This window comes from Streptomyces venetus (assembly GCF_039540295.1).
GTDB classification, from domain to species: Bacteria; Actinomycetota; Actinomycetes; order Streptomycetales; family Streptomycetaceae; genus Streptomyces; species Streptomyces venetus.
Map to the genome: position 1 here is coordinate 25,831 of NZ_BAABET010000004.1, position 21,529 is coordinate 47,359.

A 21,529-nucleotide genomic window follows, 5' to 3' on the forward strand; every position below is an offset into this window, starting at 1 on the left:
GCTGGGCCCCGGTGAATGGTTTATCGTTCACTCATACGTGGTGACGGAGTCGACCCCCTCGTCCTCCGTGCATCACCTCTGACGGCCCTGGCTGGTCTCCCCCGTCCAGCCAGGGCTTTTTCATGCTCCGAGAAAGTTGTGTCCGCCGAGGTGCCCGGGGCCCCGCCAGCGGCTGAAATGGGCGTAGGGAAAGCACCGGAAGTCGACCGCACGGCGAGGAGCTCCGGATGACCAAAGCGATCAAACTCCTGAACGCCCTGCCTCAGCCCCAGCGGCAGCGTCTGATGACGCTCGCCCGGGAGGTGTCCTTCCCCGAGGACACCAGGATCTTCGAAGCGGGCGGTACGGCCGACCGCTTCTGGGTCATCCGCTCCGGTGCGGTCTCCCTGGACCAGCAGGTGAACTCCTTGCAGCGGGTGACCGTGGCGAGCCTCGGCGCGGGCGACCTGCTCGGCTGGTCCTGGCTGTTCCCCCCGCACACCTGGGACTTCGGCGCGGTGGCGTTCAGCCCGGTGCGCGCCTACGAGTTCGACGCCGGGGCCGTGCTGGCGCTGTGCGAGGAGGATCCCCGGCTCGGGGTGACGCTGGTGCGGTCGGTCGCCGAGGTGCTCGCGCACCGGCTGGAGATGACCCGGGGCAAGCTGATGGAGCAGTACACGCTGCACCGCAGAGGGGCCCTGTGAGACGTCAGACCCGGTAGCGCCGCAGTGCCGGGACCGCCGCGGCCAGCGCCAGCATCACGGCGACGACCAGCAGCCCACCGCCGGCGACGGCGGTCCGGGGGCCGAAGGCGGAGCCCGCGGTGCCGTGCAGCACGTCGGCGAGGCGCGGGCCGCCCGCCACGACGACGGTGAAGACGCCCTGCATGCGCCCGCGCATCTCGTCGGTGGCGGCGGACAGCAGGATCGCCCCGCGGAAGACCATCGAGACCATGTCGGCCACCCCGGCCACGGCCAGGAACGCCACCGCGACCCACAGATTGCCGCTCAGCCCGAAGCCCGCGATGGCCACGCCCCAGACGGTGACCGCCCCGATGACCATCCAGCCGTGCCGCCGGGCCCGGGAGAAGGTGCCGGAGAACAGTCCGCCGAGCACGGCGCCGATGGGGATCGCCGCGAACAGCAGCCCCAGCGCGAGCCCCTCGCCGTAGGGCGCGTAGGTCTGGGCGGCGAGCTGCGGGAACAGCGCCCGGGGCATGCCGAGGACCATGGCGATGATGTCGGCGAGGAACGACAGCAGCAGCACGGTGTGCCCGGAGATGTAGCGGAAGCCGGCGGCGATCTCCCGGACTCCCGCACGCCGCGCCGCCGATGCGGACAGGGGCGGCAGCGACGGCAGCCGGTACACGGCCCACACGGTCACGCACAGGGCCAGGGCGTCGATCAGGTACAGCTCGGGCAGGCCGACCACCGGAATGAGGGCGCCGGCGAGCAGGGGCCCGGCCACCTGGCCGGTCTGCATCACGGTCGAGCCCAGGGCATTGGCCGCGGGCAGCTCGCCCTCGGGGACCAGGCGGGCGATGGAGGCGTTGCGGGCCGGCGCGTTGAGGCCCCAGAAGGCCTGCTGCATCGCGAGCAGCAGCATGAGCGCGGGCACCGACTCCAGGCCTGCGAAGGCCTGGAGCCAGAACAGCAGCGAGGTGACGGCGATGCCGCTGTTGGTGACGAGCAGCAGTTTGCGCCGGTCCATGCTGTCGGCGATCGCCCCGCCCCACAGCGCGAACACGATCAGGGGCACCAGCCCGGCCAGGCTCGCGGCGCCCACCCACGCCGAGGACCCGGTGATGTCGTAGATCTGCTTGGGTACCGCGACGGCGGTGAGCTGGCTGCCGACGGCCGTGACGATGGTCGAGATCCACAGGCGGCGGTAGGCCGGGCGGCGCAGCGGGCGGGTGTCCATGGCCCAGCGCCGCCAGCCGCGTCTGCGGGGCGCCTGCGGCGCCGGGTCCTGCTCTTCGGTCGGGCTCTCGCTGGTGTCCACTCGCCGCTTCCTGGATGGTCGCTACATCTGTCCGGGCCGGGGATCACTATCGCACCGGCTGCCGAGCGGCTCGGAGCCGAGGTCTCAGCTACCGGCGATGAGGACGGCGCCGAGCACGATCATGGTGGCGGCGACCAGGCCGTCCAGGACGCGCCAGGCGGCCGGCTTTGCGAGGAAACGGCCGAGCATCCGGGCGCCGAAGCCGAGGGCCGCGAACCAGCACACGCTGGCCAGCACCGCGCCCAGGCCGAACGTCCAGCGCAGCGGGCCGTGATCGGCGGCGACGGAGCCCAGCAGGAACACGGTGTCGAGATAGACGTGCGGGTTGAGCCATGTCATCGCCAGACAGGTGAGCACGGCCCCGCGGCGCGACCCGGCCGCCTCCCCCTCCGCCCGGAGCGCGTCGCCGTCGGCCCGGAACACCCGGCGGGCGGCCAGGGCGCCGTAGCACAGCAGGAACGCGCCGCCGATCCAGCCGACCGCCGTCAGCGCGCCCGGCCACGCCACCACCACCGCCCCGACCCCGCCGACCCCGAGCGCGATGAGAGCGGCGTCGGACAGGGCGCAGATGCCGACGACGGCGAGGACGGCTTGACGGCGGATCCCCTGGCGCAGGACGAAGGCGTTCTGGGCGCCGATGGCGACGATGAGGGACAGGCCGGTGCCGAAACCCGCGGCCGCGGCGGTGAAGGTGCTGGTCATGGCCTCGACGCTACGGATCGGCGGTCCTCAGGTACAGCTAATGATTCTTACGTATCATTAGCGAGCGTGATGACACGGTGATGACGGATCTCCCTCTGGACCAGGTGCGGACCCTGCTCGCGGTCGTGGACGAGGGGACGTTCGACGCGGCGGCCGCCGCCCTGCATGTGACGCCCTCGGCGATCAGCCAGCGCGTCAAGGCGCTGGAGCAGCGCACGGGACGGGTGCTGCTGCTGAGGACCAAACCGGTGCGGCCGACCGAGTCGGGTGAGGTGCTGGTGCGGCTGGCCCGTCAGGTGGGGCGCCTGGAGCACGACGCCTACGCGGAACTCGGGCTGAGCGGAACCGGGGAGCCGACCCGGGTGTCGGTGGCGGTGAACGCGGACTCGCTGGCCACCTGGTTCCTCCCGGTGCTCACGCGCGTACCGGAGGACCTGCGGCTCTGCTTCGAACTCCGCCGTGAGGACGAGGACCACACGGCGGCACTGCTGCGGGAGGGCGTGGTGATGGCCGCGGTGACCTCGTCGCCCGATCCCGTGCCGGGCTGTTCCGTGCGGTCCCTCGGGCGGATGCGCTACATCCCGGTGGCCGCGCCGGACTTCGCCGCCCGCCACCTCGACGGCCCTCTGGAGCGGGTGCTCCCCGAGGTGCCCGTGGTGGCGTTCGACCGGCGGGACGACTTCCAGGACGGTTTCGTCCGCCGGCTGACCCGCGGGCGGGGCGGGGCGAGCGCGTTGCGGCACTACGTGCCGACCTCGGAGGGTTTCGTGGAGGCCGTCGCCGCCGGACTGGGCTGGGGCCTCGTGCCCGAGGCCCAGGCGGACCCGCTGCTGCGCACCGGCCGGCTCGCCGGGCTCGCCCCGGGGCGGACGGTCGACGTGCCGCTGTACTGGCAGCAGTGGAAGCTCGACTCGCCGGCGCTGGCGCAGGTGGCGGAGACGGTGACGGCGACCGCCGCGCGGGCGCTGCGGGCGTGACGCCCTACTCCCGCGACCTGTCCAGCCGGGCCGCCGCGCTGTCCAGCAGCATGTCCAGGGCCGTCGGATAGGCGCTGGTGACCATGCGGGTGGCGAGCAGCGGTGCCGCCTCGGCGATCCGGGGGTGGGTGGCGGCGGGCAGGCGCGCGTACGTCGAACGCCACATCTCCTCGTCGGCGTGGAGCGAGGCGCTCGGCAGGGCCAGCGAGGCCGCGTCGAGGGCGGCGATGCCCAGGGTGGTGTCGATGAAGGCGTGGTAGACGCGCACCGCCTCCGGCAGCGGGAAGCCCGCCGTGCGCAGGATGTCCAGGACGGCCTCGTCGGCGGCGAGTTCGTTGGCCCGGCCCGAGACCCGGCTCGCGGTGAGCACCGCCGCCTGCGGGTGCGCCACGTACGCGGCGTGGATGCGCAGCCCGACGGCCCGCAGGTCGGCCCGCCACTCCCCCGTCGGTGCCCAGCCGCCGAGGGCCTGGCCGATCAGCGCGTCGCCGATGGCGAGCGTCAGGTCGTCCATGCCGCGGAAGTACCGGTAGAGCGTGCTCGGGTCGGCGTCCAGGGCCAGGCCGAGCCTGCGGGCGGACAGCCCCGCGCTGCCGTGCTCGTGCAGCATGCGCAACGCGGTCTCGACGATCAGCTCCTCGGACAGCACGGTGCCGCTCTTGGTGGGCCTGCGCCGACGGCGTTTCTCCTCGGGCACCACGGGCTTGGGCACGACGGCTCCCTCCTCACGCCCTTATGCCAACGCCATTGACCTTAAGACACGCGGCGGCGTTGTATCTCCCCAAGGGCGCGCCACGTTCTTCGCAAAAAGGGAGTTTCCGTCATGCGTGTACTGCTCGTGGGTGCCGGTGGTGTGGGCGGCGCGATCACCCGGATCGCCGCCCGGCGACCGTTCTTCGAGGCGATGGTGGTGGCCGACTACGACCCGGGCCGGGCCGAGGCCGCGGTCGCCGCGCTGGGCGGCGACGCGCGGTTCACCGCCGAGCGGGTGGACGCGGGCGACGAGGAGGCCGTGGCCCGGCTGCTCGCGCGGCACCGCTGCGACGTCCTCCTCAACGCCACGGACCCGCGTTTCGTGATGCCTCTGTTCCGCGCGGCCCGCGCCGCGGGCGCGGGCTACCTCGACATGGCGATGTCGCTGTCCCGCCCGCACGCCGACCGGCCGTACGCGCAGTGCGGGGTCAAGCTCGGCGACGAACAGTTCGAGCAGGCGGCCGACTGGGAGAAGGAAGGCCTGCTGGCCCTGGTCGGCATGGGGGTGGAGCCAGGCCTGTCGGACGTGTTCGCGCGCTACGCCGCCGACGAACTCTTCGACGAGATCGAGGAGATCGGCGTCCGCGACGGTGCGAACCTGACCGTCGACGGCTACGACTTCGCGCCGTCGTTCAGCATCTGGACCACCATCGAGGAGTGCCTCAACCCTCCGGTCGTCTACGAGAGGGGCCGAGGCTGGTTCACCACCGAACCCTTCAGCGAGCCGGAGGTGTTCGACTTCCCCGAGGGCATCGGCCCGGTCGAGTGTGTGAACGTCGAGCACGAGGAGGTGCTGCTCGTCCCGCGCTGGGTCGACGCGCGCCGGGTCACCTTCAAGTACGGGCTGGGACGGGAGTTCGTCGAGACGCTGAAGACGCTGCACCTGCTGGGCCTGGACCGCACCGAGCCGGTGACCGTGCCGGGGCCGGACGGTCCGGTGGCGGTCTCGCCCCGGGACGTCGTCGCGGCCTGCCTGCCCGACCCCGCGTCCCTGGGCGAGCGGATGCACGGCAAGACGTGTGCGGGCACCTGGGTGCGGGGCCTCAAGGACGGGAAACCGCGCGAGGTGTACCTGTACCACGTGGTCGACAACCAGTGGTCCATGGCGGAGTACGGCTCCCAGGCCGTGGTGTGGCAGACGGCCGTCAACCCCGTCGTCGCGCTCGAACTCCTCGCCACGGGCGCCTGGTCCGGCGCGGGCGTGCTCGGTCCGGAGGCCTTCCCGGCGGTCCCGTTCCTGGACCTGCTGACGGCCTACGGTTCGCCGTGGGGCATCCGCGAGATGTGAACGGCAGTCCGGCGAGACGCTGTTTCACCGAGCATCGACAGGTGACCCGAAAAGGAGTAAGCATCCGAACGGGCACGTTTCTACTGTGATGCAGGTGACTTCGATGGACAACTGGCGAGACCACGCTGCCTGCCGGCACGAGGACCCCGAACTCTTCTTCCCGATCGGCACCACCGGGCCGGCCCTGCTCCAGACGGAGCAGGCCAAGACGGTGTGCCGGAGCTGCCCCGTGCAGGATCGGTGCCTGGAGTGGGCGATGGAGACGGGACAGTCCATCGGCGTGTGGGGCGGGACCAGCGAGGCGGAACGGCGCGCGCTGAAGCGGCGTGCGGCCGCCCGCCGCCGCTCCGGCTGACGTCCGCCGTCACCCGTTGGCCGGTCCAGCTCATCTGCCGGGCGTCGGCGAGCAGCGGTGCGTCGCCGAGTCCGGCGCGAGCGGGATCGGCCGCTCGCGCCGCACGGCGCGCCGCCCGGTCGCAGCGGGGTTAGGCTCGCGGCACACCCGTCCGTCGCGAAGGGGCCGACCATGAGCGTTCGTGTGCGCCGCGTCTACGAACCGCCCGAGCCGGACGACGGCGTACGGGTGCTGGTCGACCGGCTGTGGCCGCGCGGACTGGCGAAGGACGCGGCGCGGGTGGACGAGTGGCCGAAGGCGCTCACCCCGTCGACGGAGCTGCGCCGTTGGTACCACGCGGACGAGGGCTCGTACGAGGAGTTCGCCGAGCGGTACGAGGCGGAACTCGCCGCCGACGACGCCGCCGAACTCCTCGGCCACGTCCGTGACCTGGCCCGCGAGGGCGACGTGACGCTGCTGACCGCGTCGAAGACGCCCGAGCGGAGCCACGCCACGGTGCTGGCCCGCCTCCTGGAGGGGTGAGCCGGGCTCTCCCCTGAGGTCCTCAGGCCGTCTGCTTCGCCGCCGCGCGCCCCGCCGCCCCGCCGGAGAAGAGGCAGCCGCCGAGGAAGGTGCCCTCCAGCGCGTTGTAGCCGTGCACACCGCCGCCGCCGAAACCGGCCACCTCGCCGGCCGCGTACAGCCCCTCCACCGGCTTGCCGTCGGTGCCCAACGCGCGGGAGTCGAGGTCGGTCTGGATGCCGCCGAGGGTCTTGCGGGTGAGGATGTGCAGCTTGACGCCGATGAGGGGGCCGGCCGCCGGATCGAGGATGCGGTGCGGGGTCGCGACCCTGCCGAGGCGGTCGCCCACGTAGCGACGGGCGTTGCGGATGCCCTGCACCTGGGCGTCCTTGGCGTAGGGGTTGGCCAGCTGCAGGTCGCGCGCCTCGATCTGGCGCCTGATCGCGGCCGCGTCGAGGAGCGGCTTGTCGGTGAGCTCGTTCATCTTCGCGACGAGCTGCTCCACACTGTTCGCGGTGACGAAGTCGGCGCCCTTGCGCAGGAACGCGTCGACCGGACCGGGCGCGCCCTTGCCGAGTATGCGTTCCTTGAGGAAACCTGCGCGGTCCTTGGCCGTGATGTCGGGGTTCTGCTCGGAGCCCGAGAGGGCGAACTCCTTCTCGATGATCTTCTGGGTGAGGACGAACCAGGAGTGGTCGTACCCGGCGATGTCCTCGGTGGTACGCAGGTGCTTCAGGGTGCCGAGGGTGTCGTAGCCAGGCAGGTACGGGCCGGGCAGGCGGCGGCCGAGGGCGTCGAACCACATCGAGGACGGTCCGGGCAGGATGCGGATGCCGTGGCCGGGCCAGATCGGGTCCCAGTTCTGCAGGCCTTCGGTGTAGTGCCACATGCGGTCGCGGTTGACCAGCCGGACGCCCGCCTCGGCGCTGATGTCGAGCATCCGCCCATCGACGTAGGCGGGGACGCCGGTGACCATCTCCCGCGGCGGGGTGCCGAGGCGCTCGGGCCAGTAGCGGCGGACGATGTCGTGGTCGGCGCCGATGCCGCCGCTGGTCACGATCACGGCCTGGGCGGTGAGTTCGAACTCGCCGACGGCGTCGCGGTTGGAGGCGACGCCGCGGGGTGAGGTGTCCTCGGCGAGGACCGTGCCGCGCACGCCCGTGGCGGTGCCGCCGTCGACGACCAGTGCGTCGACGCGGTGGCGGTGGTGGAAGGTGAGCAGGCCGTCGCGGGCGGCCTGCCTGGCGTACCGGACGAACGGTTCGACCACGCCGGTGCCGGTGCCCCAGGCGATGTGGAAGCGGGGCACGGTGTTGCCGTGCCCGTGCGCCGTGAGGTCGCCGCGCTCGGCCCAGCCGACGGTGGGCAGGAACGTGATGCCGTGCCGGTCCAGCCAGGACCGCTTCTCCCCCGCGGCGAACTCGACGTAGGCGCGTGCCCAGCGCACGGCCCAGGAGTCCTCGTCGTCGAGGCGGTCGAAGCCGGCGCTGCCCCGCCAGTCGCTCCAGGCCAGGTCGAAGGAGTCCTTGATGCCGAGGCGCCGCTGTTGCGGGGAGTCGACGAGGAACAGCCCGCCGAAGGACCAGAAGGCCTGGCCGCCGAGGTTGGCGGCGTTCTCCTGGTCGACGAGCGCGACCCTCCTGCCCCTGCTGGTGAGTTCGTGTGCCGCGACCAGGCCGGCGAGGCCCGCTCCGACGACGATGACGTCGGCGTCCATGCGACCGTTCCCTTCTTCAGTTCCGCGTGTGGTCGGGGGTGCCGCTGCCATCGGTCAGCAGGGCCGTGAGCAGTTGCTTCAGCCAGGTGCGGGCATGGTCGACGTCCCGGTCCAGCAGCAGTTGCGTGGTGACGCCGTCGTAGGCCGCGACCACGGCGTGGGCGGCGCCGTCCGTGTCGCCGAGCACGGCGGGCAGCGCGGTGTGGCCGCGGGCCCGGGCGAGCCGGTCGGCGACGGCCTGCCGCAGCCGGGCGCGGTGTTCCAGCAGGCTCCGGGCCACCTCCGGGTCGCGGGCGGCGTGCACGAGGAAGTCCGTCTTCACCAGGAGCCAGTCCCGGTCGAGGAGCAGCACCTCGGTGACCCGGTCGACGGCGGCCGGCACGTCGAGATCGGGACCGTCGAGGGCGAGGGCGCCGGAGACCTGTTCGGCGATCACGTCGGCCCGCTCGCGGTAGAGGGCGAAGAACAGCTCGTCGAGGCTGGAGAAGTTGGAGTAGAAGGCGCCCCTGCTGTAGCCGGCGGCCTCGCAGACCTCCTCGATCGAGACGTGCCCGAAGCCCTTGGCGGCGAACACGGAGAACGCCGCGCGGAGGAGATTGGCGCGGGTCCGGACACGGCGCCTGGTCACGCGCCCGGTGGTTGCTTCGACGGCCATGCGCGGCCCCCTTTCGATACAGGACTGTATTCGATACATCGATGTATCGAAAGGCCCGGCCCACACCGCCTTCCCATGGAACATATTTTCGATTCGGAGGTACTCTGGCCGCATGCACCTCCAAGGCTCTCTCTTCGACCAGACCGACGAGCTGCGCCTCGGCCCCCTCGACGGGATCGGCCGTACCCACCTCGGCTCCGGCGCCTGGCTCGATGTGCTGCCCGGGTGGCTCAGCGGCTCCGACGCGCTGTTCGAGCAGCTGGCCTCGGAGGTGCCGTGGCGGGCCGAGCGGCGCAAGATGTACGACAACGTCGTCGACGTGCCCCGGCTGCTCGCGTTCTACGCCGCCGAGGACCCCCTGCCGCACCCGATCCTGGCCGAGGCGCGGAACGCGCTGAGCGCCCACTACGGCGAGGAACTGGGCGAGCCCTTCGCCACGGCCGGACTGTGCTACTACCGCGACGGCCGGGACAGTGTGGCCTGGCACGGCGACCGCATCGGGCGCGGAGCGCGCGAGGACACGATGGTCGCGATCCTGTCCGTGGGAGCGCCCCGGGACCTGCTGCTGCGCCCGGCGGGGGGCGGCCGTGACACCGTGCGCCGCCCGCTCGGTCACGGCGACCTCGTCGTGATGGGCGGCTCCTGCCAGCGCACCTGGGAGCACTCCGTTCCCAAGAGCACGCGCGCCACGGGCCCGCGCATCAGCATCCAGTTCCGCCCGCACGGCGTGCAGTGAGCCGCCCGAACGGCCCCGCCCCGAGAGACCGCCCAGCGGACCCGGCCATTCTGCCTGCCGGGGGTTCTGCTTTCCTTTTCCCGTCGGGCCGGGACCACACGAGGCGGGCGAACATGCGGGCAGACGTACACCACGTCGCGGACGGCACCTATCTGGTGCACGGCTCCCACACGAACTGGGTGATCCTCACCGAGGGGGACGCCGTCACGCTGGTCGACACCGGGTACCCCGGCGACCGGGAGCAGGTCCTCGCCTCGCTCGCGGAGGTGGGAAGCTCCCCGGAGGCCGTCGCGGCCGTACTGATCACGCACGCGCACAACGACCACCTGGGCTCCGCCGAGTACCTGCGTGCCACGTACGGCACGCCCGTGTACCTGCACGAGGCCGAAGTGCCGCACGCGCGCCGGGAGTTCCTGCACCAGGTGTCCGTCGGCACGGTGCTCAGGAACGGCTGGCGCCCCGGGGTGCTGCCGTGGGTCGTGCACGCCCTGCGCTCCGGCGGCACGACGCACAACCCGGTCACGGCCCCCGAGCCGTTTCCGGCGGCCGGCGCCCTGGACCTGCCGGGGCGGCCCGTGCCGGTGCACACGCCCGGCCACACCGACGGGCACTGCGCCTACCACGTGCCGGGCACCGGTGTGCTGATCTCCGGCGACGCCCTGGTCAGCGGGCATCCGACCTCGCGTATCGAGGGGCCGCAGCTGCTGCCGGACATGTTCCACCACGAACGCCCGCGGGCCGTGGCCTCCCTGGACGTCCTGGCGGAGCTGGACGGCGAACTGCTGCTGCCGGGACACGGGCCGGTCCACCGCGGTCCGGTGCGGGACGCCGCGCTCCGGGCCCGGGATCGCGCCCTCTAATCTGATGTGACGATCGGCGGCGAGACAAGGACACCCGGCTCATGGCACTGCAGATCAGCGCGACCAACCCGGAGCATCCCGCGCTCTTGCTGGAGCTGCCGTGGGACGTGCCCCTGGAGGAGTGGCCGGAGGAGTACCTCGTGCCGCTGCCGCGCGGCATCTCCCGGCACGTGGTGCGCTACTCGCGGGCCGGTGACGAGGTGATCGCCGTCAAGGAACTGGCCGAGCGGCCCGCGCTGCGCGAGTACCAGCTGCTGCGGGACCTCGACCGGATCGGCATCCCGGCGGTGGACCCGCTGGCCGTGGTGACGGGCCGCCTCGACGCGAGCGGCGCCCCGCTGGAGAGCGTTCTGGTGACCCGGCACCTGGGCGGTTCCATGCCGTACCGCTCGATGTTCGAGACGACCATGCGGCCGGCCACCATGCACCGGCTGATGGACGCGCTCGCCGTGCTCCTGGTGCGGCTGCACCTGGCCGGGTTCGCGTGGGGCGACTGCTCGCTGTCCAACACCCTCTTCCGGCGTGACGCCGGCGCCTACGCGGCGTACCTGGTGGACGCCGAGACCGGCGATCTGCATCCGCGGCTCAGCGACGGGCAGCGCGAGTACGACCTGGACCTCGCCCGGGTCAACATCAGCGGGGAGCTGCTGGACCTGGAGGCGTCCGGGGCGCTGCACCCCTCGGTGGACCCGATCGAGTTCGGCATGGAGATCTGCGCGCGCTACCGCAGCCTGTGGGACGAGCTGACCCGCACCTCGGTGTATCCGGCCGGCAAGTACCACTACATCGAACACCGCATCCGCCGCCTCAACGACCTCGGCTTCGACGTCGCCGAGATGCAGATCGAGCACGCCTCGAACGGTGACACGGTCAGCTTTGTGCCCAAGGTCGTCGACGCCGGCCACCACCAGCGGCAGCTGCTGCGTCTGACCGGCCTCGACACGGAGGAGAACCAGGCCCGGCGGCTGCTGAACGACCTGGAGAGCTGGATGGCCACCCAGGACGACTACGCCCCGGGTGATCCCCTGGGCGCGCGTCCCGAGGTGCTGGCCCACCGCTGGGTGCGGGAGGTGTTCCGGCCGACCGTGCGGGCCGTGCCGCCGGAGCTGCGCGGCGCCATGGACCCGGCCGAGATCTACCACCAGCTCCTCGAACACCGCTGGTACATGTCCGAGCGGGCCCAGCAGGACATCGGCATCGAGGCGGTCGTCGAGGACTACATCACCAACATCCTCCCCAAGGCCCGCAAGACGCTCCAGCCGACGGCGGACTGAGGAGCGGCCGGCGTCAGGTGTGCGGCACCACGGCCACCGGGCAGTCCGCGTGGTGCAGCACCCCGTGCGCCACCGAGCCGATCCGGGCGCCGACGGCCGTGCGGTGCGCCCGGCGGCCGACGACCATCAGCTGGGCCGTCCCCGCCACCGACAGCAGCACCTGCCCCGCGCTGCCCATCTCCACGTGCTCCTCCACCGGCACGCCGGGGAAGCGTTCCCGCCACGGCCGGACCGCGGCGGCCAGTGCCTTCCTCTCGTACGGCTCCAGTCCCCCGGCCTCGTCGGCGAGCTTCAGCGAGCCCGGGCTGTAAGCGAACACGGGCGGCAGCGTCCAGGCGCGGACGACCCGGACGGTCGCGCCGCGCGCCGCGGCCGTCTCGAAGGCGAACCGCAGTGCGTCGGCGCTGTCCTCCGGGTCGCCCTGCTGCCCCACGACGACCTCGCGGCCGGCGGCCTCGGCCGAGGGCTGGTCACCGGCCCTGACGAGCACCACGGGCCGGCCGGCCCCGGCGATGACCTGCTGGCCGACGGAGCCGAGCAGGAACCCGACGATCGGCCCGTGCCCGCGCGAGCCGAGCACCAGCGACTCGGCGTCGGCGGCGGCCGCGACCAGGGTGTCGACGACGGCGCCCTCCAGGACGTCGGTGATCACGTCGAGCTCGGGGTGCTGCTCGGTGACGGTCCGGACCGCCTCGGCCACCGCGCCGTGCACCCACTCGGCCTGGCTGTCCGCGTCCCCCTCGATCCCCGCTTCGAGCGTCTCCTGCGACTGGAGGCGCCAGGCGTGCACCACCCGCAGCGGCAGATCGCGCCGTACCGCCTCCCGCGCCGCCCAGGCCAGGGCGGCGAGGCTCTCCTGCGATCCGTCGACCCCTGCGGTGATCGGGCGTGTCATTCGGCTGCCTCCCTGAGAAAAGGTCCCTGCGTGCCGCCCAGTCTTCCCTACCGGGGCGACGCGTCCCGCCGGCCGCGTCCCCGCCGGAGCCGATCTCCGTATCGAAGCGCGGCGCGACGATCGAACATACGATGGGCGGAGGGCGGCACGGTGCCCCGGGGACGCCGTGTCGTGAGTCGACCGCCCGGTGTGGGGGACGTATGGCACAGGCCGCCGATACGGCGCGGACCGTCATCATGACCGTGGACGACGACCCGGGTGTCTCCCGGTCCGTGGCCCGGGACCTGAGGCGGCGCTACGGCGCGTCGTACCGGATCGTGCGCGCGGAGTCCGGCGCGTCGGCCCTCGAGGCGCTGCGGGAGCTGAAGCTGCGCGGCGATCTCGTGGCGGTGATCCTGGCCGACTACCGGATGCCGCAGATGAACGGCATCGAGTTCCTCGAACAGGCTCTCGACGTGTACCCGGGCGCGCGGCGAGTGCTGCTGACCGCGTACGCGGACACCAACGCGGCGATCGACGCGATCAACGTGGTGGACCTCGACCATTACCTGCTCAAGCCGTGGGACCCGCCCGAGGAGAAGCTGTACCCGGTCCTCGACGACCTGCTCCAGGCGTGGCGCTCCAGCGACTACCGGCCGGTGCCCAGCACGAAGGTCGTCGGGCACCGCTGGTCCTCACGCTCCTCGGACGTACGGGAGTTCCTGGCCCGCAACCAGGTGCCGTACCGCTGGTACTCCTCCGACGAACCGGAGGGCAAGCGCCTGCTGGCAGCGGCCGGTGAGGACGGGATGCGGCTGCCGGTGGTGGTCACTCCGGACGGGACGCCACTGGTCGAGCCGGAGGCCGTCGACCTCGCGGCCCGGGTCGGTCTGGCCACCACTCCGACGGCCGACTTCTACGACCTGGTCGTGATCGGCGGTGGCCCGGCCGGGCTCGGCGCGGCGGTCTACGGCGCGTCCGAGGGGCTGCGGACCGTGCTGGCGGAACGGTCCGCGACGGGCGGTCAGGCGGGGCAGAGCTCCCGCATCGAGAACTACCTCGGCTTCCCCGACGGGGTGTCGGGCGCGCAGCTCACCGACCGGGCGCGGCGGCAAGCGGCGAAGTTCGGCGCCGAGATCCTCACCGCGCGCGAGGTGACCGCGCTGGAGGTCAACGGCGCCGCCCGGATCGTACGGTTCTCGGACGGCTCGGCGGTCGCCGCGCACAGCGTGATCCTGGCGACCGGCGTGTCCTACCGCCAGCTCGCGGCGCCCGGCTGCGAGGACCTGACCGGCTGCGGGGTGTTCTACGGGTCGGCCCTGACGGAGGCGCCCTCCTGCCAGGGGCAGGACGTGTACATCGTGGGCGGCGCCAACTCCGCCGGGCAGGCGGCGATGTACCTGTCCCGGGGCGCCAAGTCGGTGACGTTGCTGGTGCGTGGCGCGTCGCTGTCGGCGTCGATGTCGCACTACCTGATCCAGCAGATCGAGGAGTCGCCCAACATCCAGGTGCGCTGCCGCACGGTCGTCGAGGAGGCGCACGGCGACGGCCACCTGGAACGCCTGACCCTGCGGGACGTGGACAGCGGCACGACCGAACGGGTCGACACGCAATGGGTGTTCGTGTTCATCGGCGCGGCCCCACTGACCGACTGGCTGGACGGCACGGTGCTGCGGGACGAGCGCGGGTTCATCCTCGCCGGGCCCGACCTGACCGCCGACGGCCGGCCGCCGCGGGGCTGGGAGCTGGACCGGCCGCCGTACCACCTGGAGACCAACGTGCCCGGTGTGTTCGTGGCGGGCGACGCCCGCTCCGAGTCCGCCAAGCGGGTCGCGTCCGCCGTCGGAGAGGGAGCCATGGCCGTGATGCTCGTCCACCGGTATCTGGAGCAGTCGTGAGCGGGCAGTCGCTACCGTGCAGCCCCGAGGAGATCGGGGCGCTGTTCCTGTTCGAGAAGCTCACCCCGGAACAGCTCGGCAGGCTGTGCGCCGCCGGGCGCGTGGAGCGGTTCGAGCCCGGCCCCGTGTACACCGAGGGCGAGCCGGCCACCTGCTTCTACGTGATGCTCGAGGGCACCGTCGTGCTGTACCGCCGGGTCGGCGGGGACGACGTGGAGGTGACCCGGACCTCGCAGCGCGGGGTGTACGCCGGGTCCATGCAGGCGTACCTGGGCGACCGGGTGCGGCAGGTCTACAACAACTCCATGCGCGTCACCGAACCGACGCGGTTCTTCGTGCTGCCCGCCGACACCTTCGCGGAGATCATGCAGGAGTGGTTCCCGATGGCGGTGCATCTGCTGGAGGGGCTCTTCTTCGGTTCCAAGAGCACCCAGCGGGCCATCGGGCAGCGTGAACGGCTGCTGGCGCTGGGCTCGTTGTCCGCCGGGCTCACGCACGAGCTCAACAACCCCGCCGCCGCGGCCGTACGGGCGACCGCGACGCTGCGGGAGCGGGTGGGCAAGATGCGCCACAAGCTGGCGATCATCGCGCAGGGCTCCTACTCCCCCGAGGTCATGTCCAACCTCATCGACATCCAGGAGCGGACCGCCGAACGCGTCGCCAAGGCTCCCACGCTGAGTCCGCTGGAGGCCTCCGACCGGGAGGACACGGTCACCGACTGGCTCGACGACCACGGGATCACGGAGGGCTGGCGGATCGCGCCCACCTTCGTCCAGGCCGGTCTCGACGTGGACTGGCTGGACCAGGTCGCCGCGGCCGTCGACGAGGAGATGCTGACCAGCGCGATCGGATGGCTCAACTACACCGTCGAGACCGAACTGCTGATGGACGAGATCAACGACTCGACCACCCGCATCTCGCATCTCGTCGACGCCGCCAAACAGTACTCCCAGCTCGACCGCGCGCCGTTCCAGAACGCCGACGTGCACGAACTCCTCGACAGCACCCTGCTGATGCTGTCGGGCAAGATCGGCAATCAGATCAGGGTCGTCAAGGAGTACGACCGGACGCTGCCGCGGATCCCGGCGTACCCGGCGGAGCTCAACCAGGTGTGGACGAACCTGATCGACAACGCGGTCGCGGCCATCAACAGCGCGGGCGGCGAAGGGACGTTGACCGTGCGGACCGCTCCGGATCACGACCGGCTGCTGGTGGAGTTCCGGGACACGGGCGTCGGTATTCCGCCGGAGGACCGGGGCCGGATCTTCGATCCGTTCTTCACGACGAAGCCGGTGGGTGAGGGGACCGGGCTCGGGCTCGACATCTCCTGGCGGATCGTGGTGAACAAGCATCACGGGACCATCCAGGTGGAGTCGGAGCCGGGGGACACACGGTTCCAGGTGCTGCTGCCGCTGACCGCGGTCGAGGAGGAGCCTTCATGAGTGACGACAACGGGATCGACCCGAGTGTTCCGCCGAGCGGGAACGGGTGCGCCGAGTGCGAAGCGGCCGGGGGATGGTGGTTCCATCTGCGGCGGTGCGCGCGGTGCGGGCACGTGGGGTGCTGCGACAGTTCGCCCGCGAAGCACGCGACGGGGCACTTCCGGGAGACCGGGCACCCTCTGGTGCAGAGCTTCGAGCCGGGTGAGAGCTGGTACTGGGACTACGGGACGAACGAGTTGTACGAGTCGGGGCCGGAGCTGGCCCCGCCGGTGAGTCATCCCGCGGATCAGCCGACGCCGGGCCCCGCGGGGCGGGTGCCGGTGGACTGGGCGAAGGTGTTGCGGGCCTAGGAGCCCGGAAGGGGGGTTGGTTCTGTTGCCGCAGGCTTCGTCGGTGACGCCCGTGGTCGGGCGGGACGCCGAACTGGAGCGGCTCTCCGGCGTGCTGGAGCGTGCGCGCGGGGGTGAAGCCCGGGCCGTGCTGGTCGCCGGGGACGCCGGCGTGGGCAAGACCCGGGTCCTGAACGAGGTCTCCGCGCGGGCCGAGGCCGACGGGATGACCGTCGTCACCGGGCACTGCGTCGACCTCGGGGACGTCGGGCTGCCCTATCTGCCGTTCACCGAAGTGCTCGGCGTGCTCGCCGCCGATGAGCGGTTCGCCGCCGCTCTCGCCGCTCATCCCGTCGTCGAGCGGCTGCTGGGGGCCGGGACCGATGCCGTGCGGGACGTGGACGGGCGGTTGCGGCTTTTCGAGGGGGTGGCGGGGCTGCTGGCCGCTGCGGCGGAGGTCGCCCCGCTGCTGCTCGTGCTGGAGGATCTGCACTGGGCCGACCAGTCGTCGCGGGACCTGCTGCGGTTCCTGCTCGGCCGGGGTGTCCTCCGGCACCGCCTGGCGGTTCTCGCCTCGTACCGGGCCGACGACCTGCACCGCCGGCATCCCCTGCGGCCGCTGCTGGCGGAGTTGGTACGGCTGCCCGCCGTGGAGCGGCTGGAGCTGCGTCCGCTGGGCGATACCGACGTGGCGCGGCTGGTGCGTGCCCTGGAGCACCGGCCGCTGCCGGACGCCACTGTCCGGCGGATCGTGGAGCGCGCCGAGGGGAACGCCTTCTACGCGGAGGAACTGCTCGCGGCCACCGACACGGAGTCCGGTGGAGTGCCCGGCGGGCTCGCCGATGTGCTGCTGATCCGGTTCGAGCAGCTCTCCGACATCGCGCAGCAGGTGCTGCGGACCGCCTCCGTGGCCGGGCGCCGGGTGGAGCACGAGGTGCTGCGGGAGGCGGTCGGGCTGCCCGAGGAGGAGCTGGAGTCGGCGCTGCGCGAGGCGGTGGGCAGGCAGCTCCTCGTGGCCGGGGACGACGACACGTACTCCTTCCGGCACGCCCTCGCCCGTGAGGCCGTCTACGCCGATCTGCTGCCCGGGGAGCGGGCTCGGCTGCACGGCGCGTTCGCCCGGCTGCTCGCCGGGCACGGCCGGACCGCCGAACGCGCCGCCGAGCGCGCCCACCACTACCGGGAGAGCCACGACCTCGCCGAGGCGCTGGCCGCCTCCCTGGAGGCCGCCGAACACGCGCAGCGCGTCGGTGCGCCCGCCGAGGAGCAACGGCATCTGGAAGCGGCGCTCGATCTGTGGCCGGCGGTGGAACCCGGGGCCCGGCCCTCGGGCGGGGGCGTCGACCGGGTGACCCTGACGCTGCGCGCCTCGGCGGCTGCCGCGCACGCCGGGGAGCTGCACCGCGCGGTCTCCCTCAGCCGGTCCGCGCTGGCCGAACTCGGTCAGGACGCGGGCCCGGAGCTCGCCGCCCGGGTCCGCTACACCCTCGCCGGGAACCTGCTGAACGTGGACAGCCTGACGGCGGCGTTCGCCTACAGCAGCGAGGCCCTGGGGATGATCCCCGAGGATCCTCCGTCGCGTACCTGGGTGTGGGCGGCGGCCACCCATGTCATGGCCGCACGCCACGTCGGGGAGAACGAGACCGCGCTGCGGGTCGCCCGCCGGGCCCTGGGGGTGGCGGAACGGCTGCGGGTGACCGACGCCCAGGCGGACCTGCTGATCTCGCTGGCCGTCAGCGACATCGGCGGGCGGCGCGGCCCGGAGGGCCAGGAGCGGCTGCTCAAGGCCCGGGAACTGGCCCGGAGTTCGGGCAACGCGCCGGTGGAGCTGCGCGCCCTGTTCAACCTGGCCATGGGCTGTTACGAGTCCGGCGCCCTGGCGGAGTGTGTGCCCTGGCTGACCGAGGGCCTGGACCGGGCCCGGCGCGCGGGGCTGCTGTCCTCGTCGTACCCGCTGGAGATGCGGTATCTGCGCCTGGTGGTGCTGCATGTCCTCGGTCGCTGGGACGAGTGCGTGCGCGCGGCGGCGGCCGACGCGGAGGTGCTGCCGGCGGCCGGCGGTCACACGGTCGGGCCCGCGCTGTACGTGGCGCTGGCCCGCGGCGATCTCACGGCCGCCGACCGGGCGCGTTCCCTGCTGGAGGGGCCCTTCGACTGGATGGCCACCCTGGTCGCGGGCATCGTGCTCACCGATGCCGCGGGGCTGCGCCGCGATCCCGAGGACGCGGTGCGGTGGATGCGGTCCACGGTCACGACCCTGACGGACGAGGCGGGCACCCGCCCGGACGTCACGGTCCGGCTCGCGACCCTTGCGTTGTCCGCGGTGGCCGACGCGGCGGCCGGTCTGCGGTCGGCCGGTGACGAGGCCGGGGCCGGCCGCTGGACGGAGGTCGCGACCGAACTGGTGGAACTGGCGCGGGCCACCGCCGCCCACGGCGCCAACGGCACGCCCCAGGGACCCGAGGGGCAGGCATGGCTGGCCCGCGCGGAGGCGGAGTGGATCCGGGCCGTGTCGGGGCCGGACGCGGCGGCATGGTCGCAGGTGGTGACGGCGTTCGGCTACGGCGACGTCTACGAGCGGGCGCGCTGCCGGTTGCGCTACGCCGAGGCGCTGGTGGCGGCCGGGCGTCGCGAGGAAGCCGTGGCGCAGGCCCGGGCCGTCCGGGAGACCGCGGACGATCTCGGCGCCCTGCCTCTGCGGGAGCGGGTCGACGCGCTGGTCCGGCGCGGCCGCCTGGCGGACACCACGTGCACCGGCGACCGTGCCGGTGTGCTCACCGCACGCGAACAGGAGGTGCTGCGGCTGCTCGCGCTCGGCCGCAGCAACCGGAGGATCGGCGAGGAGCTGTTCATCAGCGGCAAGACGGCGAGCGTTCACGTCTCCAACATCCTCGCCAAGCTGGGCGCTTCGAGCCGTGGTGAGGCGGTGGCGGTGGCCTACAGGGAGGGGCTGATCGCTCCGGAGCCGTCGGCGTCCGGCTGAGCTCCCGCAGAGTCTTCTGGTCGCCTATCCCTGACCGTGCGGCCCGGCTTCGCAGTCGAGGCTCTCCAGATCGACGGCGTCGGCCATGGCCCGCATCCCCTTGTCGTTGGGGTGGAGATGGTCGCCGCCGTCGAAGGCCGGACGGATCCGCTCGGCGTCGCGGGGGCTGCGCAGGACGCGGTCGAAGTCGGTGACCGCGTCGAACGTGCCGCCGGTGCGGATGAACGCGTTCACCCGCCGCCGTACGGCCTCCCCCGCCGGGTCCCATTCCCCCCAGCCCTTGTAGGGGGCGATGGTGGCGGCGACGACGCACTTCCCGGCCGCGTGGGCCCGCTCGGTGAGCCTGCGGTATCCGGCGATGATCCGGTCGGCGGTCGCACCGGGCTCGGCCTTGATGTCGTTGACCCCCTGGAAGAGGAAAACCGTGCGCACGCCCGGCAGCGAGAGCACGTCCCGCGAGAGACGGTTCAGGGCGCTCTGCCCCGGTCCGTCGGTCAGGACCCGGTTGCCGGCCATCCCCTCGTTGGCCACCCCTTTGACGGCCGACGTGGAGGACGCGCGCAGCCTGCGGGCGAGATGGTCGGGCCAGCGGCGGTCGAGGTCGGTCGTGGAGTGCCAGCCGTCGGTGATGGAGTCGCCGAGTGCCACCACGGCGCCCGCCGCGGGCCGGGGCCGCACGGTGACGGCGTCGAGGTAGAACCAGGAGCCGGTCCGCTGCGTCCAGTTGGCCGCGCTCTCCTCCGCGGTGTGGTCGCCGTCGGTGGTGTAGGACGTCTGCATCGCCATCCAGTGCCCGGTGAGCGCTCCTCCCGCCCGCGGCACGAACAGGCTGACGACGAGCGCGCTCGCGGCGGGAACGCGGACGGGCAGCGGGTCGCTGTAGACGATGCCGCCGGCGGGGACGGTGACGGAGCGGGCGCCACCGAAGGTGAGCCGCCGGTTGCTGCCGGGCACGAGCGCGGCTCCCCGGCGCTGGAGACCCGCGTGCACGTTCCCGAACGTCACCGGCTGGTCGCCGAAGGCGTTGGACAGCCGCACCCGGAGACCGGAGCCGCCGACGCTGGTGCGGACGACCAGCCGGTAGCCGCGGCCGTCGACCGCCACGCCGACGCGGTCGGCGGAGGAGGCCCAGGTGACCACACCGTCGCCGGACGGCGCCGTGGCGCCGGGAGAGGGGGGCGGCTCCTCTCCCGGGATCTCGCCGGACGCGCAGCCCAGCACGAGGCAGGTGGACAGGGCGGCCAGGGCGGTGCGGCGGCGGGGGCGTGCGGTGCGGGGCAACGAGGGCGCTCCTTCGGCCGGTGGGCGTGGGCGGGAGGGGTCGGGGGGCGGGATCCCGCGAGGTCGCGGAGCCGCCGGGCGCGAACCGGACCCGCCGTGCCCGCCCGGCGTACCACACGGTAGCGGTGCGGCCTCCGACGCCGTGCGGGGTGGCCTCGGCGGGCGGCCGTGCCGTCGGCGCGGGTTCGAGCGGGCGCGATCTTGGCGGAGGGGAACGCTCCGGGCGAGGATGCCCGCATGAAGGGTGACCTTTTTTCAAGCGAGCACACCGTGCAGCCGGCCGTCGCACCGGGCATGACGGTCGAGAACGCCAAGTGCGTCCGGTACACGGTGAACGGCGAGATGCTGGCCCGGCAGGGCGCGATGATCGCCTACCGCGGCAACCTCCAGTTCGAGCGCAAGGGCCAGGGCGTGGGCGGCATGCTCAAGCGCGCGGTCACCGGGGAGGGTCTGCCGCTGATGGCGGTGCGGGGGCAGGGCGAGGCCTGGTTCGCCCACGAGGCGCAGAACTGCTTCGTCGTCGACGTCGAACCCGGCGACGAGTTCACGGTCAACGGCCGCAACGTGCTCTGCTTCGACGCCACGTTGTCCTACCGCATCGCGACCGTGAAGGGCGCCGGCATCACCGGCGGCGGCCTGTTCAACAGCGTCTTCACCGGACAGGGCAGGCTGGGCCTGGTCTGCGAGGGCAATCCGCTCGTCATCCCCGTCTCGCCCCAGTACCCGGTGTACGTGGACACCGACGCGATCGTCGGCTGGACCGCGGGCCTCCAGACCTCCCTGCACCGCTCCCAGTCCATCGGGTCGATGCTGCGCGGCGGCTCCGGCGAGGCCGTGCAACTCATGCTCCAGGGCAAGGGATACGTCGTCGTGCGGCCGAGCGAGGCGGCACCGCAGAAAGCCGGCCAGCACTGAGACCCTGTC

Annotated in this window: 20 protein-coding genes; 13 read left to right on the forward strand and 7 right to left on the reverse strand. The window is 72.7% G+C overall.

Annotated elements, in window-relative coordinates:
• Window positions 1–227: 227 nt before the first annotated feature.
• Entirely contained in the window at window positions 228–683 is a 456-nt protein-coding gene (locus ABEA82_RS13865) for a cyclic nucleotide-binding domain-containing protein (RefSeq protein WP_345661750.1), read from the forward strand.
• Between the two features lie 4 nt (window positions 684–687).
• Here ABEA82_RS13865 and ABEA82_RS13870 read toward each other — a convergent pair whose 3' ends face one another.
• Together ABEA82_RS13870 and ABEA82_RS13875 are read right to left on the reverse strand one after the other, a co-directional pair.
• Window positions 688–1,980 (reverse strand): MFS transporter, encoded by a 1,293-nt coding sequence (locus tag ABEA82_RS13870; RefSeq protein WP_345661751.1) that lies wholly within the window; start codon window positions 1,978–1,980, stop codon window positions 688–690.
• An 84-nt stretch (window positions 1,981–2,064) separates the two neighbouring features.
• Window positions 2,065–2,682, reverse strand: a complete 618-nt coding sequence (locus ABEA82_RS13875; RefSeq protein ID WP_345661752.1) for a LysE/ArgO family amino acid transporter — start codon at window positions 2,680–2,682, stop codon at window positions 2,065–2,067.
• An 80-nt stretch (window positions 2,683–2,762) separates the two neighbouring features.
• Between ABEA82_RS13875 and ABEA82_RS13880 the strand changes: the two genes are divergently transcribed.
• A complete protein-coding gene (locus ABEA82_RS13880; RefSeq protein WP_345661753.1) occupies window positions 2,763–3,659 on the forward strand; it encodes a LysR family transcriptional regulator ArgP in 897 nt (298 codons plus the stop codon).
• A gap of 4 nt (window positions 3,660–3,663) precedes the next feature.
• Here the strand turns inward: ABEA82_RS13880 and ABEA82_RS13885 are convergent, their stop codons facing one another.
• The gene (locus tag ABEA82_RS13885) at window positions 3,664–4,371 is read right to left on the reverse strand and encodes a TetR/AcrR family transcriptional regulator (RefSeq protein WP_345661754.1); all 708 of its coding nucleotides are present in this window, start codon (window positions 4,369–4,371) and stop codon (window positions 3,664–3,666) included.
• A 111-nt stretch (window positions 4,372–4,482) separates the two neighbouring features.
• Between ABEA82_RS13885 and ABEA82_RS13890 the strand changes: the two genes are divergently transcribed.
• The 3 genes from ABEA82_RS13890 to ABEA82_RS13900 all read left to right on the forward strand — a co-directional run bounded on the left by ABEA82_RS13890 (window position 4,483) and on the right by ABEA82_RS13900 (window position 6,577).
• Window positions 4,483–5,700, forward strand: a complete 1,218-nt coding sequence (locus tag ABEA82_RS13890; protein ID WP_345661755.1) for a saccharopine dehydrogenase family protein — start codon at window positions 4,483–4,485, stop codon at window positions 5,698–5,700.
• Between the two features lie 103 nt (window positions 5,701–5,803).
• Window positions 5,804–6,055, forward strand: coding sequence for a WhiB family transcriptional regulator (locus ABEA82_RS13895; RefSeq protein ID WP_345661756.1), 252 nt, complete (start codon window positions 5,804–5,806; stop codon window positions 6,053–6,055).
• A gap of 171 nt (window positions 6,056–6,226) precedes the next feature.
• The gene (locus ABEA82_RS13900) at window positions 6,227–6,577 is read left to right on the forward strand and encodes a DUF488 domain-containing protein (RefSeq protein ID WP_345661757.1); all 351 of its coding nucleotides are present in this window, start codon (window positions 6,227–6,229) and stop codon (window positions 6,575–6,577) included.
• Between the two features lie 22 nt (window positions 6,578–6,599).
• On the opposite strand, the gene ABEA82_RS13905 is transcribed toward ABEA82_RS13900, so the two are convergent.
• Window positions 6,600–8,273 carry an FAD-binding dehydrogenase gene (locus ABEA82_RS13905; protein ID WP_345661758.1) on the reverse strand — a complete coding sequence of 558 codons (1,674 nt, stop codon included), beginning with the start codon at window positions 8,271–8,273 and terminating at the stop codon, window positions 6,600–6,602.
• Window positions 8,274–8,289: 16 nt separating this feature from the next.
• Window positions 8,290–8,928 carry a TetR/AcrR family transcriptional regulator gene (locus ABEA82_RS13910; protein ID WP_345661759.1) on the reverse strand — a complete coding sequence of 213 codons (639 nt, stop codon included), beginning with the start codon at window positions 8,926–8,928 and terminating at the stop codon, window positions 8,290–8,292.
• 112 nt (window positions 8,929–9,040) lie between these two features.
• Here ABEA82_RS13910 and ABEA82_RS13915 point away from each other — a divergent pair, with 112 nt between their 5' ends.
• The 3 genes from ABEA82_RS13915 to ABEA82_RS13925 all read left to right on the forward strand — a co-directional run bounded on the left by ABEA82_RS13915 (window position 9,041) and on the right by ABEA82_RS13925 (window position 11,798).
• Entirely contained in the window at window positions 9,041–9,664 is a 624-nt protein-coding gene (locus ABEA82_RS13915; RefSeq protein ID WP_345661760.1) for an alpha-ketoglutarate-dependent dioxygenase AlkB, read from the forward strand.
• Between the two features lie 113 nt (window positions 9,665–9,777).
• Window positions 9,778–10,524 carry an MBL fold metallo-hydrolase gene (locus ABEA82_RS13920; RefSeq protein WP_345661761.1) on the forward strand — a complete coding sequence of 249 codons (747 nt, stop codon included), beginning with the start codon at window positions 9,778–9,780 and terminating at the stop codon, window positions 10,522–10,524.
• A 41-nt stretch (window positions 10,525–10,565) separates the two neighbouring features.
• Entirely contained in the window at window positions 10,566–11,798 is a 1,233-nt protein-coding gene (locus ABEA82_RS13925; protein WP_345661762.1) for a DUF4032 domain-containing protein, read from the forward strand.
• A gap of 13 nt (window positions 11,799–11,811) precedes the next feature.
• Here the strand turns inward: ABEA82_RS13925 and ABEA82_RS13930 are convergent, their stop codons facing one another.
• Window positions 11,812–12,693 carry a universal stress protein gene (locus ABEA82_RS13930; RefSeq protein WP_345661763.1) on the reverse strand — a complete coding sequence of 294 codons (882 nt, stop codon included), beginning with the start codon at window positions 12,691–12,693 and terminating at the stop codon, window positions 11,812–11,814.
• A gap of 200 nt (window positions 12,694–12,893) precedes the next feature.
• On the opposite strand from ABEA82_RS13930, the gene ABEA82_RS13935 reads away from it, so the two are divergent.
• Genes ABEA82_RS13935 through ABEA82_RS13950 form a run of 4 tightly spaced genes read left to right on the forward strand, consistent with a single transcriptional unit; the run spans window position 12,894 to window position 19,324 of the window.
• Window positions 12,894–14,570: an NAD(P)/FAD-dependent oxidoreductase gene (locus ABEA82_RS13935; protein WP_345661764.1), complete on the forward strand. Its 1,677-nt coding sequence runs from the start codon at window positions 12,894–12,896 to the stop codon at window positions 14,568–14,570.
• Window positions 14,567–16,012, forward strand: coding sequence for an ATP-binding protein (locus ABEA82_RS13940; RefSeq protein ID WP_345661765.1), 1,446 nt, complete (start codon window positions 14,567–14,569; stop codon window positions 16,010–16,012). Before ABEA82_RS13935 ends, ABEA82_RS13940 begins: the two co-directional genes overlap by 4 nt.
• A complete protein-coding gene (locus ABEA82_RS13945) occupies window positions 16,009–16,362 on the forward strand; it encodes a UBP-type zinc finger domain-containing protein (protein ID WP_345661766.1) in 354 nt (117 codons plus the stop codon). Before ABEA82_RS13940 ends, ABEA82_RS13945 begins: the two co-directional genes overlap by 4 nt.
• 43 nt (window positions 16,363–16,405) lie before the next feature.
• A complete protein-coding gene (locus ABEA82_RS13950; RefSeq protein ID WP_345661767.1) occupies window positions 16,406–19,324 on the forward strand; it encodes a helix-turn-helix transcriptional regulator in 2,919 nt (972 codons plus the stop codon).
• A 24-nt stretch (window positions 19,325–19,348) separates the two neighbouring features.
• On the opposite strand, the gene ABEA82_RS13955 is transcribed toward ABEA82_RS13950, so the two are convergent.
• Window positions 19,349–20,605, reverse strand: coding sequence for an SGNH/GDSL hydrolase family protein (locus ABEA82_RS13955; protein WP_345661768.1), 1,257 nt, complete (start codon window positions 20,603–20,605; stop codon window positions 19,349–19,351).
• A gap of 237 nt (window positions 20,606–20,842) precedes the next feature.
• On the opposite strand from ABEA82_RS13955, the gene ABEA82_RS13960 reads away from it, so the two are divergent.
• Window positions 20,843–21,520 carry an AIM24 family protein gene (locus ABEA82_RS13960; protein ID WP_345661769.1) on the forward strand — a complete coding sequence of 226 codons (678 nt, stop codon included), beginning with the start codon at window positions 20,843–20,845 and terminating at the stop codon, window positions 21,518–21,520.
• Window positions 21,521–21,529 lie beyond the last annotated feature (9 nt).